Origin of the sequence: Halomonas sp. I1 (assembly GCF_032334135.1) — a bacterium.
In the GTDB taxonomy this organism is placed as follows: domain Bacteria; phylum Pseudomonadota; class Gammaproteobacteria; order Pseudomonadales; family Halomonadaceae; genus Halomonas.
In genome coordinates this window covers 78,045-102,864 of record NZ_JAVXUS010000007.1, presented here as the reverse complement: position 1 = coordinate 102,864, position 24,820 = coordinate 78,045, and the positions used below count along the sequence as shown (strand labels likewise).

24 protein-coding genes and 2 tRNA genes are annotated in these 24,820 nt (G+C 63.5%); 9 read left to right on the top strand and 17 right to left on the bottom strand.

Features of this window, described 5'->3' with window-relative positions; genetic code table 11:
* Positions 1-140 precede the first annotated feature (140 nt).
* Genes RSO41_RS10000 through RSO41_RS09975 form a run of 6 tightly spaced genes read left to right on the top strand, consistent with a single transcriptional unit; the run spans position 141 to position 5,980 of the window.
* Positions 141-2,957 (top strand): monovalent cation/H+ antiporter subunit A, encoded by a 2,817-nt coding sequence (locus tag RSO41_RS10000; protein WP_315618948.1) that lies wholly within the window; start codon positions 141-143, stop codon positions 2,955-2,957.
* Entirely contained in the window at positions 2,957-3,304 is a 348-nt protein-coding gene (locus tag RSO41_RS09995; protein ID WP_315618947.1) for a Na+/H+ antiporter subunit C, read from the top strand. Before RSO41_RS10000 ends, RSO41_RS09995 begins: the two co-directional genes overlap by 1 nt.
* Positions 3,301-4,812, top strand: coding sequence for a monovalent cation/H+ antiporter subunit D (locus tag RSO41_RS09990; protein WP_315618946.1), 1,512 nt, complete (start codon positions 3,301-3,303; stop codon positions 4,810-4,812). Before RSO41_RS09995 ends, RSO41_RS09990 begins: the two co-directional genes overlap by 4 nt.
* Positions 4,809-5,306, top strand: coding sequence for a Na+/H+ antiporter subunit E (locus RSO41_RS09985; protein ID WP_315618945.1), 498 nt, complete (start codon positions 4,809-4,811; stop codon positions 5,304-5,306). Before RSO41_RS09990 ends, RSO41_RS09985 begins: the two co-directional genes overlap by 4 nt.
* Entirely contained in the window at positions 5,300-5,569 is a 270-nt protein-coding gene (locus tag RSO41_RS09980; RefSeq protein ID WP_275288748.1) for a K+/H+ antiporter subunit F, read from the top strand. Before RSO41_RS09985 ends, RSO41_RS09980 begins: the two co-directional genes overlap by 7 nt.
* Positions 5,570-5,584: 15 nt before the next feature.
* Positions 5,585-5,980, top strand: a complete 396-nt coding sequence (locus tag RSO41_RS09975) for a Na+/H+ antiporter subunit G (protein WP_315618944.1) — start codon at positions 5,585-5,587, stop codon at positions 5,978-5,980.
* 149 nt (positions 5,981-6,129) lie between these two features.
* On the opposite strand, the gene hemH is transcribed toward RSO41_RS09975, so the two are convergent.
* From hemH to yrfG, 13 genes are all read right to left on the bottom strand, one after another.
* Complete coding sequence (hemH, locus tag RSO41_RS09970; RefSeq protein WP_315618988.1) at positions 6,130-7,167, bottom strand: ferrochelatase; 1,038 nt, start codon at positions 7,165-7,167, stop codon at positions 6,130-6,132.
* A gap of 320 nt (positions 7,168-7,487) precedes the next feature.
* Positions 7,488-7,790 carry a DUF6482 family protein gene (locus RSO41_RS09965; protein WP_315618942.1) on the bottom strand — a complete coding sequence of 101 codons (303 nt, stop codon included), beginning with the start codon at positions 7,788-7,790 and terminating at the stop codon, positions 7,488-7,490.
* Between the two features lie 118 nt (positions 7,791-7,908).
* Entirely contained in the window at positions 7,909-8,202 is a 294-nt protein-coding gene (locus RSO41_RS09960; protein WP_315618941.1) for a hypothetical protein, read from the bottom strand.
* Positions 8,203-8,272: 70 nt separating this feature from the next.
* Positions 8,273-9,661, bottom strand: coding sequence for a replicative DNA helicase (gene dnaB, locus RSO41_RS09955; RefSeq protein ID WP_315618940.1), 1,389 nt, complete (start codon positions 9,659-9,661; stop codon positions 8,273-8,275).
* A gap of 153 nt (positions 9,662-9,814) precedes the next feature.
* A complete protein-coding gene (rplI, locus tag RSO41_RS09950; RefSeq protein ID WP_275288743.1) occupies positions 9,815-10,261 on the bottom strand; it encodes a 50S ribosomal protein L9 in 447 nt (148 codons plus the stop codon).
* 15 nt (positions 10,262-10,276) lie between these two features.
* Positions 10,277-11,128 (bottom strand): hypothetical protein, encoded by an 852-nt coding sequence (locus tag RSO41_RS09945; RefSeq protein ID WP_315618939.1) that lies wholly within the window; start codon positions 11,126-11,128, stop codon positions 10,277-10,279.
* A 12-nt stretch (positions 11,129-11,140) separates the two neighbouring features.
* Positions 11,141-11,368 (bottom strand): 30S ribosomal protein S18, encoded by a 228-nt coding sequence (gene rpsR / locus RSO41_RS09940; protein ID WP_013333281.1) that lies wholly within the window; start codon positions 11,366-11,368, stop codon positions 11,141-11,143.
* A gap of 33 nt (positions 11,369-11,401) precedes the next feature.
* Positions 11,402-11,773 (bottom strand): 30S ribosomal protein S6, encoded by a 372-nt coding sequence (rpsF, locus tag RSO41_RS09935; protein ID WP_275288741.1) that lies wholly within the window; start codon positions 11,771-11,773, stop codon positions 11,402-11,404.
* Between the two features lie 256 nt (positions 11,774-12,029).
* Positions 12,030-12,527 (bottom strand): peptide-methionine (R)-S-oxide reductase MsrB, encoded by a 498-nt coding sequence (msrB, locus tag RSO41_RS09930; protein ID WP_315618938.1) that lies wholly within the window; start codon positions 12,525-12,527, stop codon positions 12,030-12,032.
* A 156-nt stretch (positions 12,528-12,683) separates the two neighbouring features.
* The gene (locus RSO41_RS09925; protein ID WP_315618937.1) at positions 12,684-14,264 is read right to left on the bottom strand and encodes a phosphoenolpyruvate carboxykinase; all 1,581 of its coding nucleotides are present in this window, start codon (positions 14,262-14,264) and stop codon (positions 12,684-12,686) included.
* Between the two features lie 255 nt (positions 14,265-14,519).
* The gene (hslO, locus tag RSO41_RS09920) at positions 14,520-15,395 is read right to left on the bottom strand and encodes an Hsp33 family molecular chaperone HslO (RefSeq protein ID WP_315618936.1); all 876 of its coding nucleotides are present in this window, start codon (positions 15,393-15,395) and stop codon (positions 14,520-14,522) included.
* 216 nt (positions 15,396-15,611) lie between these two features.
* The gene (locus RSO41_RS09915; RefSeq protein ID WP_315618935.1) at positions 15,612-16,001 is read right to left on the bottom strand and encodes an RNA-binding S4 domain-containing protein; all 390 of its coding nucleotides are present in this window, start codon (positions 15,999-16,001) and stop codon (positions 15,612-15,614) included.
* Positions 15,994-16,674: a GMP/IMP nucleotidase gene (gene yrfG / locus RSO41_RS09910; RefSeq protein WP_315618934.1), complete on the bottom strand. Its 681-nt coding sequence runs from the start codon at positions 16,672-16,674 to the stop codon at positions 15,994-15,996. The genes RSO41_RS09915 and yrfG overlap by 8 nt, the downstream gene beginning before the upstream one ends.
* Before the next feature lie 106 nt (positions 16,675-16,780).
* On the opposite strand from yrfG, the gene nudE reads away from it, so the two are divergent.
* On the top strand, positions 16,781-17,365 hold the full coding sequence (nudE, locus tag RSO41_RS09905) for an ADP compounds hydrolase NudE (protein ID WP_315618933.1): 585 nt from the start codon (positions 16,781-16,783) through the stop codon (positions 17,363-17,365).
* 227 nt (positions 17,366-17,592) lie between these two features.
* Here nudE and RSO41_RS09900 read toward each other — a convergent pair whose 3' ends face one another.
* The 4 genes from RSO41_RS09900 to rnr all read right to left on the bottom strand — a co-directional run bounded on the left by RSO41_RS09900 (position 17,593) and on the right by rnr (position 24,243).
* The gene (locus RSO41_RS09900) at positions 17,593-18,702 is read right to left on the bottom strand and encodes an oxidoreductase (RefSeq protein ID WP_315618932.1); all 1,110 of its coding nucleotides are present in this window, start codon (positions 18,700-18,702) and stop codon (positions 17,593-17,595) included.
* 72 nt (positions 18,703-18,774) lie between these two features.
* Positions 18,775-20,619: a dihydroxy-acid dehydratase gene (gene ilvD, locus RSO41_RS09895; protein WP_315618931.1), complete on the bottom strand. Its 1,845-nt coding sequence runs from the start codon at positions 20,617-20,619 to the stop codon at positions 18,775-18,777.
* 361 nt (positions 20,620-20,980) lie between these two features.
* Complete coding sequence (gene rlmB, locus RSO41_RS09890) at positions 20,981-21,772, bottom strand: 23S rRNA (guanosine(2251)-2'-O)-methyltransferase RlmB (RefSeq protein WP_315618930.1); 792 nt, start codon at positions 21,770-21,772, stop codon at positions 20,981-20,983.
* 35 nt (positions 21,773-21,807) lie between these two features.
* Positions 21,808-24,243: a ribonuclease R gene (rnr, locus tag RSO41_RS09885; RefSeq protein WP_315618929.1), complete on the bottom strand. Its 2,436-nt coding sequence runs from the start codon at positions 24,241-24,243 to the stop codon at positions 21,808-21,810.
* A 222-nt stretch (positions 24,244-24,465) separates the two neighbouring features.
* Between rnr and RSO41_RS09880 the strand changes: the two genes are divergently transcribed.
* Together RSO41_RS09880 and RSO41_RS09875 are read left to right on the top strand one after the other, a co-directional pair.
* Positions 24,466-24,552 (top strand) — tRNA-Leu (locus tag RSO41_RS09880).
* A 63-nt stretch (positions 24,553-24,615) separates the two neighbouring features.
* Positions 24,616-24,702 (top strand) — tRNA-Leu (locus RSO41_RS09875).
* The last annotated feature ends 118 nt before the right edge of the window (positions 24,703-24,820 follow it).

Here is a 24,820-nt window from a genome sequence, read left to right as displayed (position 1 = left end):
TTGCGTTAGAGTAGAAAACAAATGCCATTGATGGGCCTGTTCACCCCAGGGACGGACGCGCCGCCCGGCGCCTGTCGTCGACCGCTCCCATGGCGGGACAGCACCCTTGGCCACACGCACACGCGAAGGATGACCGGTCGATGACATTGCTCTGGATAGCATTGCTGCCCCTTGCCGGGGTGCTGGTGCCGGCACTCGGCGCACGCCTCGAGCGCCCCACCTGCTCACTGATCACGGCACTATTGCCAGCCGTGGCCCTGCTGCTCACCCTGGCGCAGGTTCCCGCCCTCGTCGAAGGCGAGTCGCTTCGCTTCGCTGTCGACTGGGTGCCGTCGCTGGGGCTCGAGCTGGCCTTCCGGCTGGATGGCCTTTCGGTGCTCTTCAATCTGCTGATCCTGGGCATCGGCCTGCTGATCCTGCTCTATGCCCATTACTATCTGGCGCCCGAGGAACCCTACGGGCGTTTCTATGCCTACCTGATTCTCTTCATGTCCTCCATGGTCGGCATCGCCATGGCCGACAACCTGCTGTTGCTGTGGATGTTCTGGGAACTCACCAGCCTGTCGTCCTTCCTGCTGATCGGTTTCTGGTCACATCGCAGCGACGCCCGCAAGGGCGCGCGCATGGCGCTGGCGGTCACCGGCGCCGGTGGCCTCGCCCTGCTCGCCGGGTTTCTGCTGCTCGGCGACATCGTCGGCAGCTTCGACATGAACCGGGTCCTGGCCGGTAGTGATGCCATCCTGGCCGATGACCGCTACCCCCTGGTACTCGGCCTGGTCCTGCTCGGCGCCTTCGCCAAGTCGGCCCAGTTTCCCTTCCATTTCTGGCTACCCCATGCCATGGCCGCGCCCACGCCGGTCTCGGCCTACTTGCACTCCGCCACCATGGTCAAGGCCGGGATCCTGTTGATGGCCCGCCTCCACCCGGCCATTGCCGGCAGCGAACTGTGGACCCTGGTGGTCACCCTGGTCGGCATGACAACCCTGCTCTACGGTGCCTGGTTCGCGCTGATGAAGACCGACCTCAAGGGCATCCTGGCCTTTTCCACGGTCAGCCATCTGGGCCTGATCACCGCTCTGCTGGGGATCGGTACGCCCATGGCAGTGCTGGCCGCACTGTTCCATATTCTCAATCACGCCACCTTCAAGGCGGCGCTGTTCATGAGCGCAGGGATCATCGATCACGAAACCGGCACCCGTGACCTATCGCGCCTCGGCGGCCTGCGCCGGGCCATGCCGGTCACCGCCCTGCTGACGTCGATCGTCGCGGCGGCCATGGCCGGCGTCCCCCTGCTCAATGGCTTCATCTCCAAGGAGATGTTCTTCACCAGCGCCACCGAGGCCAACATGCTCGGCGGCATCAGCTGGCTCTTGCCGGTACTGGCCACCCTGGGCGGCGTCCTGTCGGTCGCCTACTCGCTACGCCTGGTATATGCCGTCTTCTTCAAGCCTGCGCGGGAAGCGCCCCCCAGGTCGCCCCACGAACCGCCTCGCCTGATGCGGGCGCCGGTCGAACTGCTGGCCGTACTCTGCATCCTGGTCGGACTGCTCCCCTCCCCGCTGGCCGGAGGCCTGCTCGACCTGGCCACTCAGTCGGTGCTCGGCGAACCCATGGAGTTTCATCTGGCCATCTGGCATGGCGTCAACCTGCCGCTGCTGATGAGCCTGATCGCCCTGCTTGCCGGGGTCGGCACCTATCTGGGGCATCGCTACCTCCGGCGCTTCCTCAAGGGCTTCAAGCCGGTGGATGCCCGCCTGGTGTTCGAAGGCGCGGTACAGCGCACCGGCCGTTATGCCGAGACACTGCTGGGACGCTTCGACAACGCTTCTCTCCAGCGCTACATGAGCCTGCTGCTGCTCACCGCGCTGGTACTCGCCGGCCTGGGCCTGTTCATGATGCCGAGTCTGGCCGGGGACAAGCCGCCCAGCGATATCGACGGTGTACTGCTGAGCGGCGCCCTCCTGTTGATGTTCAGCGGCATCGCCACCGTGGCCACACATCGCTACCGTCTGATCTCGCTGCTCATGCTGTCGATGGTGGGGCTGCTGGTCTCGTTGACGTTCGCCCGCTTCTCCGCTCCCGACCTGGCCCTGACCCAGCTATCGGTGGAAGTGGTGACCATGATTCTGTTGATGCTCGCGCTGTTCTTCCTGCCCCAGAAGACGCCTCGCGAATCCTCGATGCCACGCAACCTGCGTGATGTCGTGCTGGCCTCCGCACTGGGCATGGTCATCGCCAGCCTCAACTACGCCGTTCTGACCCGCGACAATGCGAGCATCTCCGGCTTTTTCATCGACAATAGCGTGCCCGGCGGCGGCGGCCACAATGTGGTCAACGTCATTCTGGTCGACTTCCGTGGCTTCGATACCCTGGGCGAGATCACCGTGCTGGCGATCGCTGGCCTGGCGATCTTCAAGCTGCTCAACCGCTTGCGCCTGTTCATGCCGCACAGTGATGTCGAAGGCCGACTCTGGTCACCGGATCGTTATCCGATGATCCTGACCACCATCTCCCAGGCATTGCTGCCCCTGGCCCTGCTGGTCTCCGTCTTCATCTTCCTGCGCGGCCACAACCTGCCCGGCGGTGGCTTCATCGCCGGCCTGATTACCGCCGTGGCCCTGATCCTGCTCTACATGGCCCGGGGCGTGGAGTGGGCCCAGTCCCGCCTGGACTTCCAGTATCAGCCCGTCGCCATTGCCGGGGTCGGCCTGGCCACGCTGACCGGCATCGGCAGCTGGCTGTTCGGCCATCCCTTCCTGACGTCGTCCTTCGGCCACTTCCACCTGCCGGTGATCGGCGACTTCGAACTGGCCACTGCCATGATCTTCGACCTCGGCGTCTACCTGGCCGTGGTCGGCGCAACGCTGATGATCCTGGCCAACCTCGGCAAGCTGACCACGCCCCACCGGCCGAGCAAGGAAAGCGATACCGCGACCCCCAGCGAGGAGACGAGCTGATGGAAAGCCTGTATGCCATCACCACCGGCGTGCTCAGCGCCTGTGGCCTCTATCTGACACTACGGGGCAGGACTTTCCCCGTGGTGGTCGGCCTGACCCTGTTGTCCTATGCGGTCAACCTCTTCCTGTTCTCCATGGGGGGACTGACCACCGATGGCGCGGTCGTCGTCAACGGTGATGCCGATTACGCCGACCCGCTTCCCCAGGCTCTGGTGCTGACTGCCATCGTCATCGGCTTCGCCATGACCGCCTTCGCGGTCATCCTCGCCATGCGTGCTCGGGGCGACATGGGCAACGACCATGTCGATGGCCGGAAACACGAGGATCGTGAGGAGTCACACCGGTGATACAGCATCTGATCGTCCTGCCCATTGTTCTGCCACTCGTCATGGGCGTCATCCTGCTGCGCTCGCGGTTCGGCAGCACGCGCTTCAAGCGCATCGCAAGCGTCGTTGCCACTCTGGCACTGACCGTCATCAGCCTGGCGCTGCTGCTGCGCGCCGCCGATGGCGAGATCGCCTACTATGCCCTCGGCGGCTGGCAGCCCCCCTTCGGCATCGTGCTGGTGCTGGATCGGCTCTCGGCCCTGATGGTGATGCTCACCTCGGTTCTGGCAATCGGCTGCGTGGTCTTCGCCTGCGGTGGCGACGACGAGCGAGGCAGCAACTTCCATGGGCTCTTCCAGCTCCAGTTGATGGGCATCAACGGTGCCTTCCTGACCGGCGACCTGTTCAACCTCTTCGTCTTCTTCGAGGTGCTGTTGCTGGCCTCCTATGCCCTGCTGCTGCATGGCGGCGGCAAGTCACGCATCCAGTCGGCCGTGCACTACGTGGTGCTCAACCTGGCCGGTTCGGCGCTGTTCCTGATCGCCGTGGGGGTCCTCTATGGCGCCACCGGCACCCTCAACATGGCCGACATGGCAGTACGGCTCGGCGAACTGCCTGCCGAACGCAGTGGCCTGGTCACCGCCGGCGCCCTGCTGCTGCTGGTCGTCTTCGGACTCAAGGCCGCCATCCTGCCGCTCTACTTCTGGCTGCCTCGGGCCTATGCCGCCGCGCCGGCACCGGTTGCAGCATTGTTCGCCATCATGACCAAGGTCGGCGTCTACGCCATCCTGCGCGTCTACTCCCTGGTCTTCGGCCAGAATGCCGGTGAACTCACCTCACTCGATCAGCCCTGGGTGTGGTGGATGGCGCTCGCCACCCTGGTCGCCGCGACCATCGGCGTTCTTGCCGCACGGGATCTGCGCCTGCTGGTCGCCTACCTCGTCCTGGTGTCCGCCGGCACCCTGCTCGCTGGCGTCGGCATGGATACGCCGGAGGCCACTGCTTCACTGCTCTATTATCTCGTGCATACCACCCTGGTGACCGGGGGGCTCTTCCTGCTGGCGGACATGATCGGCCAGCAGCGCGGCAAGGCCGGTACCCGCATCGTCAAGGGCCGACCGCTGACGCAGGGGGGCGCCCTGGCGGGTCTGTTCTTCCTCGGCGCGGCAGCCGTTGCCGGCCTGCCTCCCCTCTCCGGCGCCATCGGCAAGGCATTGTTGCTGCATGCCGCCGACGCCGGGCAACGCCCCTGGCTCTGGCCCATTCTGCTGATCAGTGGCCTGTGCGCCATCATTGCCCTGTCTCGTGCAGGGTCGACACTGTTCTGGCGCAGCCATGAAGGCGAACGAGGGGGCGAGCGCCTGCCTCGTCAACAATGGGCCGGCGTGAGTCTGCTGCTCGCCACCTCGCCGCTGCTGGTGGCCCTGGCAGGGCCGGTCAGCGACTATACGCGAGCCACCGCCGACCAGTTGAGCAACCCCGATGCCCTGGTGAGCGCGTTACTGTCCGATAACGGAGGCGCCCCATGATCAAGCCCCGACGCTGGCTTCCCATTCCCCTGCTGTCGTTGCTGCTGCTGGCGGTATGGTTGCTGATGGTACGCAGCCTGTCACCGGGCCATATCCTGCTGGGCAGTGTCCTGGCATTGGTCATTCCGCTGTATACCTACCGCTTCTGGGACGTCCAGCCGAGCGTCCGCCGGCCAGGCCTGCTGCTGCGCTTCGTGTTCCGTGTACTGGGCGACATCATCGTCGCCAATTTCCAGGTCGCCTGGTTGATCATCAACCCCTGGCGACGCACACGCCCCCACTTCGTGGAATATCCGCTGATGCTGCAGGAACGCTTCACCATCACCCTGCTGGCCAACACCATCAGCCTGACGCCAGGCACGGTATCGGCCAACCTGCGGATGGATGGCGATACTCTGCTGATCCATGCCCTGGACGTGGAGGATGACGAAGCGCTCATCGAACAGATCCGCGAGCGCTATGAGCGGCCGCTCAAGGAGATCTACGAATGCTAGATATCGCGCTGAAGATCAGCCTGGCCCTGGTGCTGATCGCCATCGTGCTCAACACCTATCGCCTGTCGGTCGGTCCCGACATGCCGGACCGTATCCTGGCACTGGATACCATGTACGTGAACTCCATCGCACTGATCGTGCTGATGGGGCTATGGCTCAACACCAAGACATACTTCGAGGCCGCATTGCTGATCGCCATGCTCGGTTTCATCAGTACCGTGGCCGTGTGCAAATACCTGTTGCGCGGCGATATCATCGAATAGCGGGAGCAAGCCACCATGTCGATCTATGTCCTTCTGGAAGGCGTGATTTCATTCTTCCTGATCGCCGGCGGCGCCTTCATCTTCATCGGCTCGCTGGGCATGACCCACCTGCGGGACTTCTACATGCGCCTGCATGGTCCCACCAAGGCCACCACCATGGGCATCGGCTGCATCCTGGTCGCCTCGATGCTCTACTTCGGCATCATCGACAGCTACCCCGTGATCCAGGAGCTGCTGATCGCCCTGTTCCTGTTCATCACCGCCCCCGTCAGTGCCCACCTGCTCGCCAAGACAGGGCTCCACCAGCAGCTCAAGCGCGTGGAAAAGACCCAGGGGCAACCCGCCGAGTTACGGGACGAGGAAGTCGGGAAAACGCCGGTGCCTCACCACTCCGAAGCCGGACACGACTAAGGAGAAGCCGCTTACATGCTGTGCGTGCAAATCGCTGTGTATAGCCGCCATTCCTGGCGGCTACCCTGCGGATCCGTCTGAAGACGGTTCAAATTCGTTCCTGGCGAATTTGTGCGCGGTGCTTGAAAGCTCGCCTAACGACCTCCGACTTATAGCCAGCCGGCGAGCTCCCGTTCGACGATGGCCGTCAGGGCCTGGATGTGATCGTCGCGGGCGTTGAGACACGGCACGTAGGTGAAGGTCTCGCCACCGGCATCGAGAAAGGCGCCGCGAATTTCCTCTTCGATCTCCTCCAGGGTCTCCACGCAGTCGGCGGAAAAGGCCGGCGACACCACGGCGATGTGCCGTTTCCCCTGCCGGGCAAGCTCGGCGACATGCTCCACGGTGGCAGGCCCCACCCACTGCTCGGGGCCGAACTTCGACTGGAAGGTGGTGACGATGGCATCGTCATCCAGCCCCAGTTGTTCCTGCAGCAACCGTGTCGTCTTGCGGCAGTGGCAATAATAGGGGTCGCCCTCGTCGAGAAAGCGCTTGGGAACGCCATGGTAGGAGGCCACCAGCACCTCGGGCCGGGTGCCGGCGGCGGCATAGGCCTCGCGTACTGAAGCACTCAATGCCTCGAGATAGGCCGGATGCTCGAAATAGGCCGGCACGGTCCGAATCGCCGGCTGCCACTTGAGTTTCATCAAGGTCCGGAAAGCCTGGTCGTTGGCCGTCGCGGTCGTCGGCGAGCCGTACTGCGGGTACAGCGGAAAGAACAGGATTCGTTCACAACCATTGGCCTGCAGTCGCTTCAGGACACTCTCGACCGATGGGTTGCCGTAGCGCATGCAGAACGCCACCTCGAGGCGATCTCCATAGGTACGTTCGAGTTGCGTCGCGAGCTTGTCGGTCTGTTCGCGCGTGATGGTCAACAGGGGGCTTTCGTCCCTTTCCCGATTCCAGATGCCACGATAGGCCTTTCCGGAGGCGAAGGGACGGCGACTGAGAATCACCAGTTGCAACAGCGGCTGCCACAGCCAGGGAGAATAGTCGACGACACGGCGGTCGGAGAGAAATTCGCTGAGGTAACGCCGCACCGACCAGTAGTCGGTCGCGTCCGGGGTCCCGAGGTTGGCCAGAACCACGCCGACCTTGCCCCCCACCGTCTCGGGATGCCCATCAGGCGTCTGCGAAGAGGGTGCCATGTCCGCGGGGTGTGCCATGTCGAGGTCTCCTGTGATGCGGGGCGATGCGCGTCCCACAAGGATATCATCGACGGTTCAGGCGACAGAATAGCGTTATACTATCAAGGTAATTTGTACAAGAATCGATCAAGAATGGACACGGCGCGATGGGAAGCAACTTCGGGCCGGCTGCCAGCGCAAACCGTATACCGCAGCACCGAAGGTCGATGACGCTGTTCATGAGGAGAGTCGAAGGGGGCATATCGGCTCGCCAGTACCGGAGCCGAATGTCGTGGTCGGGATATCAGTGGGAAGGGGTCATACAGGGGACGCTGTGCCGTTCAGAAGACCAGGGGCATGCGCGCGTTCAGGGGGTCCTGATAACGAGCTCGGTGACCGATCATCTCGTCCTCGGGCACCTGTTCCACCAGGTAGGCGCGATGAATGTCGGCCCGCTTGAGCTCCAGATAGACGTCGTCCAGGGAACGGAACAGTACCGGCTTGCCGGCACGGGTCAGCATGTGACGCTGGCCTTCCACATCCTCGAGTTCCACCTGGTAGAACCGGTTGCCAGCATGACCGATCACGCGGATTTCGAAATTGTCGTGCCGGGCCACGAAGCCCTTGAGTTCGTTGAGGTCCATGAGTCCCTCCATCAGAGAGTCGGGTTGGGTGGATCGGCTCCAGCGTGGCGATAGCGCATGACACTCGGATGACCGATCCATGTCGTCTCTATGACTGATGACGGGACCCCGGGGTTCCTTACTGGTATTCCGAGGGATCGATGGCCTTGCCAAGGGAGTTGCGGTCAACCCAGTTGCCGGCCTTGGTCTCCTTGTAACGCAGCACGACCCGGTCACCGATCGAAACGGGCAACTCGGCATCCTCGGTCTGGTAGCTGTAACTCTCGCCATCAACGACCAGCTGGTAGCGGTACAGGTCCGGCATACCCAGCCATTCCTTGAACGGCCCTTCCCGCTCGACCGATTGCAGTTCGCCGCGGGCCTCGAGCTTAGGGGCGCGGCGACGATTGCCGCGCCGGAATCCGCCTGCCATGATGCTTCTCCAGTCTGTTGTCGGGGAGTCGGATTATACGGGGCTCGTCCGTCGGCTCAAGCGTCGCGGCTCACTCGCCGAAGCCTCCCCCGTAGCTGTCCGGCGCGAGATCCTCGAAGCGCGTGTACTTGCCGATGAAAGCCATGTGCACCGTGCCGATGGGGCCATTACGCTGCTTGCCGATAATGACTTCAGCCAACCCCTGATTGTCCGGGTTATCCGGATTGTAGACCTCATCACGATAGACGAAGCCGATGATATCGGCATCCTGCTCGATGGCGCCGGACTCGCGCAGGTCCGACATCACCGGACGCTTGTTGGGCCGCTGCTCCAGGGAGCGGTTGAGCTGCGACAGCGCCACCACCGGACAGCCGAACTCCTTGGCCAGCCCTTTCAGCGAGCGTGATATTTCCGAGATCTCACCGGTACGGTTCTCGGAGAAGCCGGGGATCTGCATCAACTGCAGATAGTCGATCATGATCAACGATAGGTTGCCGTGTTCACGCACCACCCGCCGGACGCGCGAACGCATCTCGTTGGGCGACAGAGCCGCCGTATCGTCGATGAAGAGCTGCTTGTCCTTGAGCAGGTTCACCGCCGAGGTGAGCCGCGGCCAGTCTTCGTCCTCGAGCTGGCCGGTGCGCACCCGCGTCTGATCGATGCGACCGAGCGACGACAGCATCCTCAGCATCAAGGCCTCCGCCGGCATTTCCATGGAAAACACCATCACCGGCTTGTCGCTGGAAATCACCGCATGCTCGACCAGGTTCATGGCGAAGGTGGTCTTGCCCATCGAGGGTCGTCCGGCAACGATCACCAGGTCCGAAGGCTGCAGGCCGGACGTCATGTCGTCGAGATCCCGGAAGCCGGTAGAGAGCCCGGTCATCTCGCCCTGCATGTTGAACAGTTCGTCGATGCGATCCACGGCCTTGGCCAGCAGATCGCTCATGCCGATGGGGCCACCGGACTTGGGTCGCTCTTCGCTTATCTGAAAGACCAGTCGCTCGGCTTCGTTGACGAGCTCGTCGGCAGGACGCCCCTGGGGGGCAAAGGCGCTTTCCGCCACCTGGTTGGCGGCACGGATCAACTTGCGAAGCGTGGCCCGTTCGCGAACGATATCGGCGTAGGCGCGAATATTGCTCGCCGAGGGGGTATTGCGCGCCAGCTCCGCCAGATAGGCCAGCCCCCCTACGGTGTCCAGTTGATCGCGCCCCTCCAGCGCTTCCGACATCGTCACCACGTCCATGGGGCGCGCTTCCTCGGCGAGCTGGCCCATGACGTTGAAGATCAGGCGATGCTCATAGCGGTAGAAATCATCCGCCACCAGCCGGTCGGCCACATTGTCCCAGGCCGGGTTGTCGAGCATCAGCCCACCGAGTACCGACTGTTCGGCCTCCAGCGAGTGAGGGGGCACCTTGAGCGCCGCGGTTTCCTTGTCGAACTCGAGGGGTTCATTCATGACGGCGAGGCCTTTGGCGAAATCGGCGCCACCATTCTACCCGAAGGGGAAAGATGACCCCATGCCTGGGTGGTGGCGATCCAGCGATCAAAAAAGGGGCGCGAGGTTACCCCTCGCGCCCCTGGACATCAACGTGGACGTCGCTGGTCGGGGTTACTCGCCCACGACCACCACGCGCACGGTGGCGTCGACTTCGGCATGCAGGTGCAGGTCGATGTCATACTCGCCGGTCTGGCGAATCGGTCCCTGCGGCATGCGGACTTCGCTCTTGGCCACCTCGATGCCGGCAGAGGAAATCGCCTCGGCCAGATCACGCGGACCAATGGAACCGAACAGCTTGCCTTCGTCGCCGCTCTTGGCGACCAGCGACAGCTCGATGTCGTTGAGCTGTTCGGCGCGAGCCTCGGCCTCGGCCTTGCGCTCGGCCGCTTCGGCCTCGAGCTCGGCGCGCTGGGCCTCGAATGCCTCGATGTTGTCCTTGGTGGCCGGTACGGCGAGACCGTAAGGCACCAGGTAGTTACGGCCATAACCGGGCTTGACGTTGACCTGGTCACCCAGACCGCCCAGCTTGCCAATCTTGTCGAGCAGAATGACTTCCATCTCGTTAACCTCTTGTCAGTGGCCTCGGCCGAGTCGTGCACGGAAATCCGCGAACGAATCCAGCAGGGCCACGAGCAGCACGATGAGAATCATGGGCCAGGTGAAGATCAGCAGGACATAGAAGATGCCCAGCCACACCCCATGCATTCCCTTCAATCCAATAAAACCGTGTACCAGCGCGATGCCGGCCACCAGCAGCGGAACCCAGACCAGCATGCCCAACCCGGGCAGGTCGAGCACCACGCCGACAAGGCCAACCCCGAACAGCACCAGCAGTTCACGAGGCGCCAGGCGCAGGGCATGAAACTCCTCGCGAAAGCCCCCGGGATTATAGAGCCCGGCCTGCCAGCCCCTGGCCAGCGCCAGGCATCCTACCGCCACCAGCAGTACCACCAGGCCGGTAACACCGCCGATCAGCAGATTGGCGAGTTGCCTGGTATCCACGCCCTGACTGGCCAGATCGTCGAGCATCGTCGCGATCTCGGGCGCGCCCTGGCGTAGTTGCTCCAGCAGAGGCTCGACGCCACCGGGTGGCAGGAAGACCCCCAACTGGATCATCAGTGCCCCTCCCAGGGCACCGACGATCAGGGCTTCGCTCCAACGCATGCGGGAGCGCAGCACTACCGCCATCAGGGTCACCAGCAGGACGCTGGCCAGGGGGATCACATCCCCCTGGCTCCACCACCAGCCCGCCGGCAAGGCGGCGGCGACGATCACCGGTAGCGCCGATGACAGCCCTCTCCGCAAGGTGACCAGGGCGGCGATGGCCGCCCCCAACCAGAACAGCCAAGGCACCAGAGTGCCCACGGCTGCGCCGATCGTCGCCTGGGGCAACCCCTGCATCAGCCATCGAGCGACAGGCAGCATCGGGTCGCCAGCTTACTGGTGGCTATCGGTGTAAGGCAGCAGCGCCAGGTAGCGTGCCCGCTTGATGGCGGTGGACAGCTGACGCTGGTAGCGAGCCTTGGTACCGGTAATACGGCTGGGAACGATCTTGCCGGTCTCGGTGACGTAGGCCTTGAGCGTGTCCAGATCCTTGTAGTCGATCTGCTTCACGCCTTCGGCGGTGAAACGGCAAAACTTGCGGCGACGGAAAAAGCGTGCCATGTGAAGACTCCTTCAGACGTGCGATGGTTGGGCTCAGGCAGACTCGGCGGCGCGCGGCTTTTCGTCGCGACGCGCACGCTTGTCCTCGGCCGGCTTCATCATCGGTGAAGCTTCGGTGATGGCTTCCTTGCAGCGCACCACCAGGCTGCGAATGATGGCATCGTTGAAGCGGAAGATGTTCTCGATCTCATCGAGAGTCTCGCCGCTGCACTCGACGTTCATCAGCACGTAGTGAGCCTTGTGGATCTTGTTGATCGGGTAGGCCATGTGACGGCGCCCCCAATCCTCGAGACGATGCACGGTTCCGCCGTTCTCGGTGACGATGCCGGTATAGCGCTCGACCATCGCCGGGACCTGCTCGCTCTGGTCCGGGTGGACCATGAAGACGATCTCGTAATGACGCATGGATTCTCCTTGCGGTTTGGCAGCTTCCGGTGGAGGCGTTGTGCACCCCAGGGGAAGCAAGGAGGTGATTCTCGGAATATACGACGCCCGCTCGCTGGACGAACGGGCGCAAGTATTCTATAGACTGCGCGGAATGCACGCAAGCCAAAGGCCCGCACTCAAGGAGTATCGCCGTTAAGCGTTGTCGCTCGGGCTGATTCCTCGCCAGATCCAACTGCGATAGCCCGGCTCGCCGCTCGTAGCTCGTCGCTCGTGACTAAGCCGGTACAAAGGTCAGCGCCAGCCCATTGTTGCACCAGCGCAGCCCGGTGGGCTCGGGCCCATCCTCGAACACATGGCCCTGATGGCCGCCACAACGGGCACAGTGGTACTCGGTACGCGGTATCAGCAGCACCAGGTCCAGCTTGGAGAGCAGGTGTCCCTCGATGTGGGTGAAGAAACTCGGCCAGCCGGTTCCGGAATCATACTTCATGCCGCTTTCGAACAACGGTAGGTCACAACCGGCGCAGTGGTAGGTCCCGTCTCGGGTCTCCTTGTCCAGCGGACTGGAAAAGGCCGGCTCGGTGCCCGCTTCCCGCAGCACCTCGAACTGCTCCTCGGTAAGCCGCTCCCGCCACTCGGCCTCGCTGAGTTCGAGCGTCTCGAGGCCAGGCGCCGGGGACAGATCCGGCTTGGGGCGGGCACTGGCCAGGCTCGGGGCCAGACCAGCCAGGCCCCCGAGTCCCAACAGGCCGAGAAAGTGACGACGCTGCATGGCACGACTCCTCTTTCAGAGAGTGGTCCACCGGCTCGTGACAGACCCGCCGACGCCAGCCGTCACGAAAAAGCGGAAAGGGTTTCCCCTCTCCGCTTTCGACCTTTCGGAAGCGCCGTCGTTCGGCGTCGTCCATGACGGCGCCGTCGGAACGGCTCAATCGAGACAGGGACCTGCCTTGACGATTGCCTCGCTGACCCCGTCGAACTTCTTGAAGTTATCGACGAACTTGGCGGCCAGCTCCTCGAGATGGCGGTCATAGGCCGCCTGGTCGGACCAGGTCTCGCGCGGGTCGAGCAGACGGGAGTCGACGCCCGGCACGGCCGTCGGCACGTCCAGATTGAGGCCCTCGATGCGCTTGGTTTCCACATCGCGCAGCACACCGGACTGGATGGCATGGATGATAGCGCGGGTGGTGGGGATGGAGAAGCGAGCGCCGCCCTCTCCATAGGCACCACCGGTCCAGCCGGTGTTGACCAGATAGACCTGGGCATCCTTCTCGGCCACTCGCTTGATCAGCAGGTCGGCATACTCCCGGGCCGGACGCGGGAAGAAGGGAGCACCGAAGCAAGTGGAGAAGGTGGCCGCCAGCCCCTCGGAGGACCCCATTTCGGTGGACCCGACCTTGGCGGTATAGCCGGACAGGAAGTGGTAGGCCGCCGCTTCCTTGGAGAGCACGGAGACCGGTGGCAGCACACCGCTCATGTCGCAGGTCAGAAAGACGATGGCATTCGGTTCGCCGGCACGATTCTCGACGACTCGTTTCTCGACGTGCTCGAGCGGATAGGCGGCTCGCGAGTTCTGGGTCAGGCTGTCATCGGCATAATCCGGCTGACGGCGATCGTCGAGGACCACATTCTCGAGCACGGTACCGAACTGAATGGCATTCCAGATCACCGGCTCGTTCTTTTCGGAAAGGTCGATGCACTTGGCATAGCACCCACCCTCGACGTTGAAGACGGTCCCCACGCCCCAGCCATGCTCGTCGTCACCGATCAGAAAGCGCGACGGATCGGCGGACAGGGTCGTCTTGCCGGTCCCGGAAAGGCCGAAGAACAAGGTGGTCTCGCCATCTTCGCCGACGTTGGCACTGCAATGCATGGGCAGCACATCGGACGCCGGCAACAGGAAGTTCTGCACCGAAAACATCGCCTTCTTCATCTCGCCGGCGTAGCGCATGCCGGCAATCAACACCTTCTTCCGGGCGAAGTTGATGATCACGGTGCCATCGGAGTTGGTGCCGTCTCGCGCCGGATCGCACTCGAAGAAGGGCGCATTGAGGATGGTCCATTCATCCTTGGCCGATGGATTATAGGGCTCGGGGCGCACGAACATGGTACGACCGAACAGGTTGTGCCAGGCCGTTTCGGTGGTCACGCGGACCGGCAGGTAGTGGACCGGATCGCTGCCCACGTGCAGTTCGGAGACATAGCGCTCACCGGTCCCCAGATAAGCCTCGACACGGCCCCACAGGGCATCGAACTTGTCGGCATCGAACGGGCGGTTGACACTGCCCCAGTCGATCTGGCCGCTGGTGGACGGCTCATCGACGATGAAACGATCCTTGGGCGAGCGACCGGTGCGCTGACCGGTATTCACCACCAAGGCGCCATTGGCCGCGAGACGGCCTTCGCCATTGGCCACGGCACGCTCGATCAACTCGGCGCTGCTGAGGTTGACGTGGGCGGTGGCGGACTGCGCACTGGCAGCCTGTGGAACGGCTTGAGTCGTGGTCATGTCGGTTCCTGGGCCTTGCGGCCAATTCTCTCTCGTTTGCCGGGCGTCCTGGACGCGTGTCTCCCCACCCTTCGAACGCCGCATGCGGTTACCCGTCTCGTGTTCGGCGACGCCCGAGTCGAGGGTGAGTGGCGCGCATTATGGCAAAAACCCGGCCTGCGGGAAACGCCGACGTTGACCGACGTTCTTGTAGTTTTACTACTACATCAAGACCGATAACCTCACGATCCAGCCCGGCGAGATTGTCCCCAGGACTCAGTGAACCGTCGGCGGAGGCCCATCCGGATCGTCGAGCATCGCCTCCACCTCGGCAACGGTAAACTGGTAGCGGGTATGACAGAAGTGGCACTGGGTCGCGATACCGCCCTGTTCGGCCAGGATGTCACGCAGCTCCTCGTCGCCAAGGCTCAGCAGGGCCCCGGCGATGCGCTCACGGGAACAGCTGCAACCGAAATACAGCGCCTTGGGATCGAATACCCGCACCTGTTCCTCGTGGAAGAGGCGGTGCAGCAAATCGCGCTGTTCCAGCGACAAGAGTTCGTCGGCGGTGAGCGTGGCGGCCAGGTGCACCATGCGCTCCCAGGCATCCTCGTCCTGCCCTCGGGACTCGTCAGGCAAGCGCTGCAGCAGCAATCCGCCACAGCGCTGTCGGTCGGCGGCCAGCCAGAGTCGCGTGGGCAGTTGCTCGGAGCGACTGAAGTAATCTTCCAGACATCCGGCCAGACTGTCCCGCTCCAGCGTGACGATCCCTTGGTAGCGATGACCTTCTCGGGGGTCCAGGGTGATGGTGATCTGGCCTTCACCGAGCAATTCGGTAAAGCCGGCATCATCATCTGGAATCGCGGCTTCCTCGTCCAGCTGGGCGATGGCGCGCAGCTCGCCCCCGGGGTTCGATTCGGCCATCAGCAACGACAGCGCCCCCTTGCCCCGAACTTCGATGCTCATGGTGCCATCGAGCTTGACGGTCTCGGTGAGCAGCGCCACGGCAGCCAGCAGCTCGCCGAGCTGGCGAGTGACCGCCGGTGGATAATCGTGCCGCTCGAGAACCTCGGCATGCGCCTTCTCGAGGGAAACGATTTCACCACGGACATTGGTGTGGTCAAAGAGAAAACGTTGTATCTGGTCGGTCATGAATACTGCCTGATATGTATATCTGGACTTCGAGCTTCGAGCTTCGAGCTTCGAGCTTCGAGCTTCGAGCTTCGAGATTCGAGATTCGAGATTCGAGATTCGAGATTCGAGATTCGAGATTCGAGATTCGAGCAGCATACCTCTTGCTCCGATACGCTCAAGCTTACACCTCACCGCTCGCATCCCGTATCTCGGAGCTCGTTTCCCCCGAAGCGGCTATTCCCCGCCCTGCCCTCGCATGAAGCGCTTGATCTCGCGCCGCTCGCGCTTGTCGGGTCGCTTGAAGGGGTGTTGCATGGCCTGGTTGGCCTGTCGACGCCGCTCGGCTTCGCTTGTCCGGCGCGCCTCACTGGCGGATGTCTCGCGATACAGCAGACGTGCCTCGGGGGCACCGCGTCGCTGGTCCGACAACGCCACCACTTCGACTTCCCAGATGTCCCACCCCTGCGGCACCTTGATCAGCGCACCGATGTCGACATTCTTGCTGGTCTTGGCACGGCCGCCGTTGTAGTGCACCTTGCCGCCTTCGATGGCTTTCTTGGCAAGCGCCCGGGTCTTGAAGAAGCGTGCCGCCCAGAGCCACTTGTCGAGCCTGACGTTATCCATGCGCATCTCCCTCTGGCGGTAGATCCTCGGGCAACAGCGCCGCGAAACGATCCAGGGCGATGAAGGACTCGAGCTCGCGGCCCGGCCGCTGACTATCGGGTTGCAGGATGCCCAGCAGGTGACGAATACCGAACTCGCGGGCGCTCTCCAGCACCGAGGGATTGTCGTCGATGAACAGGGTACGGGCCGGGTCGAAGGGTTCCTCCTCCTGAAGCGCGAACCAGAACGCCTGCTCTTCCTTGGGCACCCCCAGATCGGCGGAGGAGACGATGGCATCGAGATACTCCTCGAGGCCGGTCAGCGGCAGTTTCAAGGCCAGGCTCTCGCGGTCGGCGTTGGTGGCCAGGACCACTCGGGGGTGGGCCTGCTTGAGCCAGGACAGGAAATCCAGGGCATCGCCGCGCAGGCCGATCAGGTGCTGGACCTCGCGCTTGAGCGCCAGGATGTCGACCCCGAGCTCACGGCGCCAATAAGCCAGGCTGTACCAGTTCAAGGTGCCCTGCTCGCGGATGATGCGCGCACGGACGTCCTCCTGGGTGGCCTCATCGAGTCGATGCAACTCCACGTAGCGCCGAGGCAGATGCTCGAGCCAGAAGTGGCTGTCGAAATGCAGGTCCAGCAGTGTGCCGTCCATGTCCAGCAGGACGGTATCAATGGCACGCCAGTCGATCATGAGCTCCTCGTGGGCGGCGCGATGGCGTCTCGCGAGTGTTGGACGTGATAGTGTAACCAATCGACATTGACGACGCATTTCGATGCCTCCATCGACTGGAGCCCCCATGACCGACCGCTACGCTAAACCCCATGTCCTGTCGCGACGCAGCGTCGCCACCAGCCGCCTGTTCAACATCGAGGAAATGGAGCTACGCTTCGCCAATGGCGCCGAGCGCACCTTCGAGCGGCTGGGCGGCAATGCCAGGGGCGGCGGCGCCGTGATGATCGTCGCCATGCCCGACCCCGAACATGTATTGCTGATTCGCGAGTACGCCGCCGGCCTCGAGGAATACGCCCTGACACTGCCCAAGGGCCTGGTGGACCCCGGCGAAGATGTCGTAACCGCCGCCAATCGCGAACTGATGGAAGAATGCGGGTTCGGCGCCCACCGCCTCGAGCCCCTGGTGGAACTGACCCTTGCCCCCAATTACATGCGCCACCGCATGCAGGTCATGCTTGCCACCGACCTCTATCCCAGGCGCCTGCCCGGCGACGAGCCCGAGCCGCTGATCGTGGAAACCCATGCCATCGACGAAATCGGCGCCCTGCTGACGAGGGACGACTTCCACGAGGCCCGGGCCATTGCGGCGCTTTTCATCGCCAGGGACAAGCTGCGCGCCGAGTATGCTGCCCCTTCTTCCCTGTGGTGAGAGCGCGCCGTCTCAGAGGGTGTTGACAAACTACTGCACTTGCCCATGCGGCGTTGAAATCAGCCTCAAAATGCTCATTTACCAGCTCGTAAACTCCGCTTTCTGACTCGTGACATCCTTGTCACTCGCTCTTCGAGCAGCAGAGCTGCCCAAATCGTCAGTCCTGACGATTTGTCGGCTGATTTCGCCTGGCCTGGCCGTCGCTCGTGACTTTTGTAAACACCCTCTCAGGTGCCGTTTCCACCGCCCTTGGTGTGAAGGAGTCGACGACGGACGCCATTGCCTTCCTTGAGCTTGACCCAGCGCCCCTGTCGATAACTGTCCAGCCCGGCCTCGAGCAGCGACATCGTGTCCAGGGCTTCTTCGGCCGTCACCGGCGGTGGTGTACCGCGCAGCAGCGTTTCGGCGATGCCGTCATAGTAGGCCCGGTAGTCCCCTGCCTCGCCGGGCAGTTCATGCTTGACCAGCGAGACTTCGCCACCCTGCCCTTCGTCGAGTGTCAGGCGACCGGGGCTATCATCCATGCCCCAGCCCACGTCCGGGGTGTCGCCGGCCTTGAGCCAGGCCTCCTGAGGGTCGAGACCATATTTCACGAAACTTCCCCGGGTGCCATAAACGGCAAAACGTGGTGTCGGTTCGGCCACCAGGGAGCTGGCACCGAGAATGACCCGTGTCCCCTCGTAATCCAGCACCGCCAGGAAGTCATCGTCGATCTCGGCCCCATCCCGCGCGGTCGACAACTCCAGCAGGATGGCACGAGGCATGCCGAACAGCTCTCGCGCCTGATCGAGCAAGTGAGGGCCCAGATCGAACCAGATCCCGCTGCCGGGCCGGTGATGATCCCGCCAACGATCGCCGACATGGGGCCGGAACCGGTCGAACCGCGACTCCAGGGCGGCGATCCGCCCCAGCCTGCCCTCAGTCAGCAACGACTTGAGCGTCAGGAAGTCGCTGTCCCAGCGACGGTTGTGGAAGACGCTGAGCAAGCGATCCACGTTGTCGGCATGCGATTTCAGTTGACGGGCCTCGGCCAGGGACACCGACATGGGCTTGTCGATCACCACATGCTTGCCGGCCGACAACGCCGACTTGGCCAGCGGAAAATGCGACTCATTGGGGGTGGCAATGACCACCAGGTCGATATCCGTGTCGGCAAACAAGGACTGGGGCTTGGCGTGCACGGTCACATGAGGATACACCGCCTGAACCTTGGCCGCGTCGCCGCTGACCACGGCGGACAATTCAAGGCCCGGCGCCGCCTGTATCAGCGGCGCATGAAAGGTTCTGCCGGCCATGCCGAAGCCGATCAGGCCAACGTTGAGGGTCTGAGTCTTCATACCAGGGCGTCCTAGCAACAACGATGGAGATCCCCCCGACAACGGGCCGGGGGAATCCGGGAGAACAGGATGTCAATCGAGCCTGGTCAGGTCGCGCACCGCCCCCTTGTCGGCGGATGTCGCCAGCAGGGCATAAGCCTTGAGCGCTGCGGAGACCTTACGCACGCGCTGGATGGACGGCTTCCAGGCATCACGGCCGCGGGCCTCCTGGGCCTGGCGACGCGCTTCCAGCTCGGCGTCGGAGAGCTGGACGTCAATGGTACGGCTGGGGATGTCAATGCGGATGACGTCACCACTCTCGACCAGGCCGATGGCGCCGCCGGCGGCGGCCTCCGGGGAGACGTGGCCGATCGACAGCCCCGAGGTGCCACCGGAGAAACGGCCGTCGGTGAGCAGCGCGCAGGCCTTGCCCAGCCCCTTGGACTTGAGGTACGAAGTCGGGTAGAGCATCTCCTGCATGCCGGGGCCGCCCTTGGGACCCTCGTAGCGGATCACTACCACCTCGCCTTCCTTCACCTCGCCGTCGAGAATGTGCTCCACCGCCTGGTCCTGGGACTCCACCACATGGGCCGGGCCCTCGAAGACCAGGATCGACTCGTCGACCCCGGCGGTCTTCACCACACAGCCATCCAGGGCGATATTGCCCTTGAGCACGGCCAGGCCACCCTCCCGCGAGAAGGCATGCTCGAGGTCACGGATGCAACCGGTGGCACGGTCGCCATCGAGGCTCGGCCAGCGAGCGCTCTGGGAGAAGGCTGTCTGGGTAGGAATGCCGCCGGGCCCGGCCCGATAGAATTCCACCACCTCGGGGCTCGGCGTGCGCATGATGTCCCATTCCTCGAGGGCCTCGGCCAGGCTGTCGCCGTAGACCGTCGGTACTCGGGTGTCCAGCACGCCCGCCCGGTCCAGTTCGCCGAGAATGGCCATGATGCCACCAGCGCGATGCACGTCCTCGATATGGTACTTCTGGGTGTTGGGCGCCACCTTGCACAGCTGCGGCACTTCCCGGGACAGGCGGTCGATATCGCTCATGTCGAAATCGATCTCGGCCTCCTGAGCGGCGGCCAGCAGGTGCAGGATCGTATTGGTGGAGCCGCCCATGGCGATGTCGAGGGTCATGGCGTTCTTGAACGCCGCCTTGGCGCCGATGGCCCGGGGCAGCAGGTGCGCCTCGTCGCCCTCGTAGTAGCGCCTGGCCAGCTCGACGATGCGATGGCCGGCGGTCTCGAACAGCCGTCGGCGGTCGGCGTGGGTGGCCACCACGGTGCCGTTGCCGGGCAGCGCCAGGCCCAGGGCTTCCATCAGGCAATTCATGGAGTTGGCGGTGAACATGCCCGAGCAGCTGCCACAGGTCGGGCAGGCGCTGCGCTCTACCTCGTTGAGGGTCTCGTCGTCCACCGAGTCGTCGGCGGCCATGACCATGGCATCGACCAGGTCCAGGCCATGGTCCAGCAGCTTGGTCTTGCCGGCCTCCATGGGGCCGCCGGAGACGAAGATCACGGGCACATTGAGGCGCATCGCGGCCATCAGCATCCCCGGCGTGATCTTGTCGCAGTTGGAGATGCACACCAGGGCATCGGCGCAGTGGGCATTGACCATGTACTCGACGGAGTCGGCGATGATGTCGCGACTCGGCAGCGAATAAAGCATGCCGTCGTGGCCCATGGCGATACCATCGTCCACGGCGATGGTATTGAACTCCTTGGCCACCCCGCCGGCCTGCTCGATTTCCCGGGCCACCAGTTGCCCCATGTCCTTCAGGTGCACATGCCCCGGCACGAACTGGGTGAAGGAGTTAGCCACGGCGATGATCGGCTTGTGAAAATCGTCGTCTTTCATGCCGGTGGCGCGCCACAGCGCGCGGGCACCGGCCATGTTGCGGCCGGCGGTGGTGGTTCGGGAACGATACTCGGGCATGGTGTCCTCTTGCTCAGTCACGCCGCCTCGGGCGGGCGACGTGCCGCCTGACGGTCTCGGTGTCCAGGTTGGACCTCGATTCTGGCATGAGAGGCGCGGGCATGCCAGATGGCGGGAACATACCGCGAGCCGCGGGGTGACGCCTCCCTCGGCGCTTTCAAGCTGGTTGCTCGGCACTCGACACTCGCGGCTCTACTTAACCCGGCAAGTTTTTATGTCGGGTGAATCGCGGCACAGGAACGTGCCGCCGCCGGCCGTCAGGCCGGCGCGAGCCCGCGCCACACCAGAAGATCCACGCATCTGCGTCAGCGTGGTGCGGGCGACACTCCAATAGATCAGGACGATCTATTGGATTGCCTGATTAATAGCGACCCAGCCCCCGCTGCCGCACCGCCTCGAACAGGCAAATACCGGTCGCCACCGAGACATTGAGGCTGGCCACCTGCCCCGCCATGGGCAGCTTGACCAGGCTATCGCAGGCTTCCCGGGTCAGCCGGCGCATGCCCTTGCCTTCGGCGCCCATCACCAGTGCCGTGGCCCCGGTGAAATCGGCGTCATGGATGTGCGCTTCGGCCTCGCCGGCGGTCCCGGTCACCCAGACGCCCAGCTCCTTCATCCGCGCGATCGAGCGCGCCAGGTTAGTCACGCGATAGACCGGCACACTCTCGGCGGCACCACAGGCCACCTTGCGTACCGTGGCATTGAGGGGGGCGGCCCGGTCCTTGGGCACCACGACCCCATGAGCCCCGGCGGCATCCGCGCTGCGCAGGCAAGCGCCGAAGTTGTGTACATCGGTGATGCCGTCGAGCACCAGCAGCAGCGGTGCAACCTCGGCCGACCAGCCCTGAAGGCGATGCCAGAGCGACGCCTCGGCCTCGAAAGCCAGGGGAGGACAAAAGGCCACCACGCCCTGGTGCACGGCACCCTGAGCGAGCCGGTCGAGACTCTCGCGCGTCTGTGTCACCACCCTGACGCCGCCGTCATGGGCAATCGCGACCAGCTCGGACAAGCGACCGGCGGCGTCTCCGTCCTGTACCCAGAGTTCTCGCGGCATCTCGCCGCGCTCGATCAGGGCGCGCACGGCGTGAACACCATATACCGCATCGAGTCCGCCGGGGGCCTTGGGCCCTCGGCGGTGGGACTGCTTGTTCATCGGGAAGATCTCATCACGGAAAGAAGCATTGCCGGTCAGCGGCGACGCGGGCCACGGCGGCGGCGCTTCTTGCCGCCCTCTTCACCACTGCCGCCCTTGTCACCATTGCCGGCCTTTCCACCATCGCTGTTCTTGACGCCATCGGTACCCTTGGGGCCCTTGGCATGCGACGAGGTCTTCGGCTTGTCGGCGGGCCTGGAGCGACGCTTGGGCGCGCGGCGCGGTCGCGGTTTTTCGTCGGCAAGTTCGAAGTCGATCTTGCGGTCGTCCAGGTCGACCCGAGCTACCTGAACGGTCACGCCGTCGCCGAGACGGTAGCTCATGCCGCTGCGTTCGCCCTTGAGGCGGTGCTTCTCCGGCTCATAATGATAGTAGTCGGAAGGCAGCGAGGTAACGTGCACCAGCCCCTCGACGTAGACCTCATCGAGGCGCACGAAGATGCCAAACCCTGTCACCGAGGCGATGGTGCCGTCATAGACCTCGCCGAGCTTGTCGGACATGAACTCGCACTTCAGCCACCCCTCCACATCGCGCGTAGCGTCATCGGCACGGCGCTCGGTCATCGAGCAGTGCTCGCCCAGCTCGAGCATCTGCTCGAAGGTGTAGGGGCACCACTTGCTGGGTGGTTCCACCGGTGGATTCTCGGCACGCAACACCGTGTTGGTCTGGCGCGGCCCGCGGATGACCGAGCGGATCGCACGGTGCACGATCAGGTCCGGGTAGCGGCGAATCGGCGACGTGAAGTGCGCATAGGCCTGGTATGCCAGACCGAAGTGCCCTTCATTCTGCGGCGAATAGACCGCCTGATTCATGGAGCGCAGCATCACCGTCTGGATAATATCCGCATCGTCACGCCCCTTGATGACCTCGGAGAGGTCGCGATAATCCTGGGGTGTCGGTTCGTCGCCACCGCCCAGCGTCAGGCCGAGTTCGTTGAGGAACAGGCGCAGCTTGTCGAGACGCTCCGGCGAAGGACGTTCGTGAATCCGGTACAGTGCCGGCAGGTCATGCTTGTCGAGGAAGCGCGCCGTGGCCACGTTGGCCGCCAGCATGCACTCTTCGATGATCTTGTGAGCGTCGTTGCGGGAGCGTGGCTCGATCTTCTCGATCTTGCGCTCGTCGTTGAAGACGATGGCCGTCTCGGTGGTTTCGAAATCGATGGCCCCGCGCTCTTCGCGCGACTGGCGCAGCAGTCCATAGAGCGAATGCAGGTTCTGCAACGACGGCACCAGTTCGCGATACTGTTCGCGCAAGGCGTCGGCTTCCTCGCCCTCGTCCTCGAGGATCGCGGCAACCTTGTTATAGGTCAGTCGGGCATGGGAGCGGAAGACCGCCTCGAAGAAGCGATACCGGCTGATGGCACCACTCTTCGAGATATTCATCTCGCAGACCAGTGCCAGACGGTCGACGTCGGGATTCAGTGAGCACAGGCCATTGGACAGCAGCTCCGGCAGCATGGGAACCACCTGCCCCGGGAAGTATACCGAGTTGCCCCGGGCCATGGCTTCCTGGTCCAGGGCACTGCCCGGACGCACATAGTGGGAAACATCGGCGATGGCCACCAGCAGTTTCCAGCTACCGGACTTGGTCTTCCAGGCACAGACGGCATCATCGAAATCCTTGGCGGACTCATCATCGATGGTTACCAGTGGATAGTCGCGCAGGTCGATCCGCTGCTGCTTGTCGTCTTCGGCCACCTCGTCGGACATGCTGGCGATCTGGTCCAGCACTTCCGGCGGAAACTCCGAAGGAATCTCGTAGCTGCGCAAGGCGATGTCGATTTCCATGCCTGGGTCCATGCGCTCACCGAGCACTTCGCTGACCTCGCCCACCGGTTGCACCCGGGTGGCCGGCTGCTTGACGATGTTCGCCGAGATCACCTGCCCATCCTGCGCACCGCCACTGGCGTTGTGCGGAATGATGACTTCCTGGGTGATCCGCGAGTTCTCCGGAATCAACACGCCGAACTCGGGGGTGTTCTGACGATAGACCCCCACGATGGTCTGAGTATTGCGCGCCAGCACTTCGACAATGGTGGCTTCGTCACGCCCACGACGATCACGACCGCTGACTCTCACCAGAACGTGGTCGCCATGAAAGACGCGCCGCATCTGGCGCGGCGGTATCACCAGGTCGGGTTTCTTGCCGTCATCGCGCAGCAGGAAGCCGAAGCCGTCCCGGTGACCGAGCACCTTGCCCTTGATCAGGTCCAGCTTGTCGATCAGTGCATAGGCGCCACGGCGGTTGCGAAGCACCTGTCCATCGCGCTCCATGGCCGACAACCGCCGACGCACGGCTTCCTGAAGGTCCTCGTCCTCGAGGCCCAGCATCTGGCTCATGGCCTCGTGGGTGATGGGTTTGCCGTGGTCTTCCAGACGCGCCAACAGATATTCGCGGCTGGGAGCGGGTTTATCGTACTTGTGGGCCTCGCGACTGGCGTGCGCGTCGTCTTCGAGCGTCCAGTGGGTCATGCGGAGAGCATCCTTGGCAGGGTCGGGGACGGCATGCGTGACGTGACGCGCGGGTGCCGCGGGCAATCGTTGTTGCGATCGAAGTATGGTGTCATGGGCGGCAGTATAGCGCTGCCATGTCCATCACCCAACCATACCGACGCGTCGGTTCGACCGAAGAGGGTCCGTCGACGCACAAGGGGCTTGCATTATCGCCAGAATTCGGTACTATACGCGCCACTTGCCCAGATGGCGGAATTGGTAGACGCGCTAGCTTCAGGTGCTAGTGTCCTTACGGACGTGGAGGTTCAAGTCCTCTTCTGGGCACCATTGATACTCCTCCGGCCAGGAGTCGGGTATCAGGCTCTTTATCAGCTCGACTCGCTCGTGTTCGCCCAGGTGGCGGAATTGGTAGACGCGCTAGCTTCAGGTGCTAGTGTCCTTACGGACGTGGAGGTTCAAGTCCTCTCCTGGGCACCAATCGCGACAAGCGATGCCCGGAACACGACGATGCATGATGCGCCCAGGTGGCGGAATTGGTAGACGCGCTAGCTTCAGGTGCTAGTGTCCTTACGGACGTGGAGGTTCAAGTCCTCTC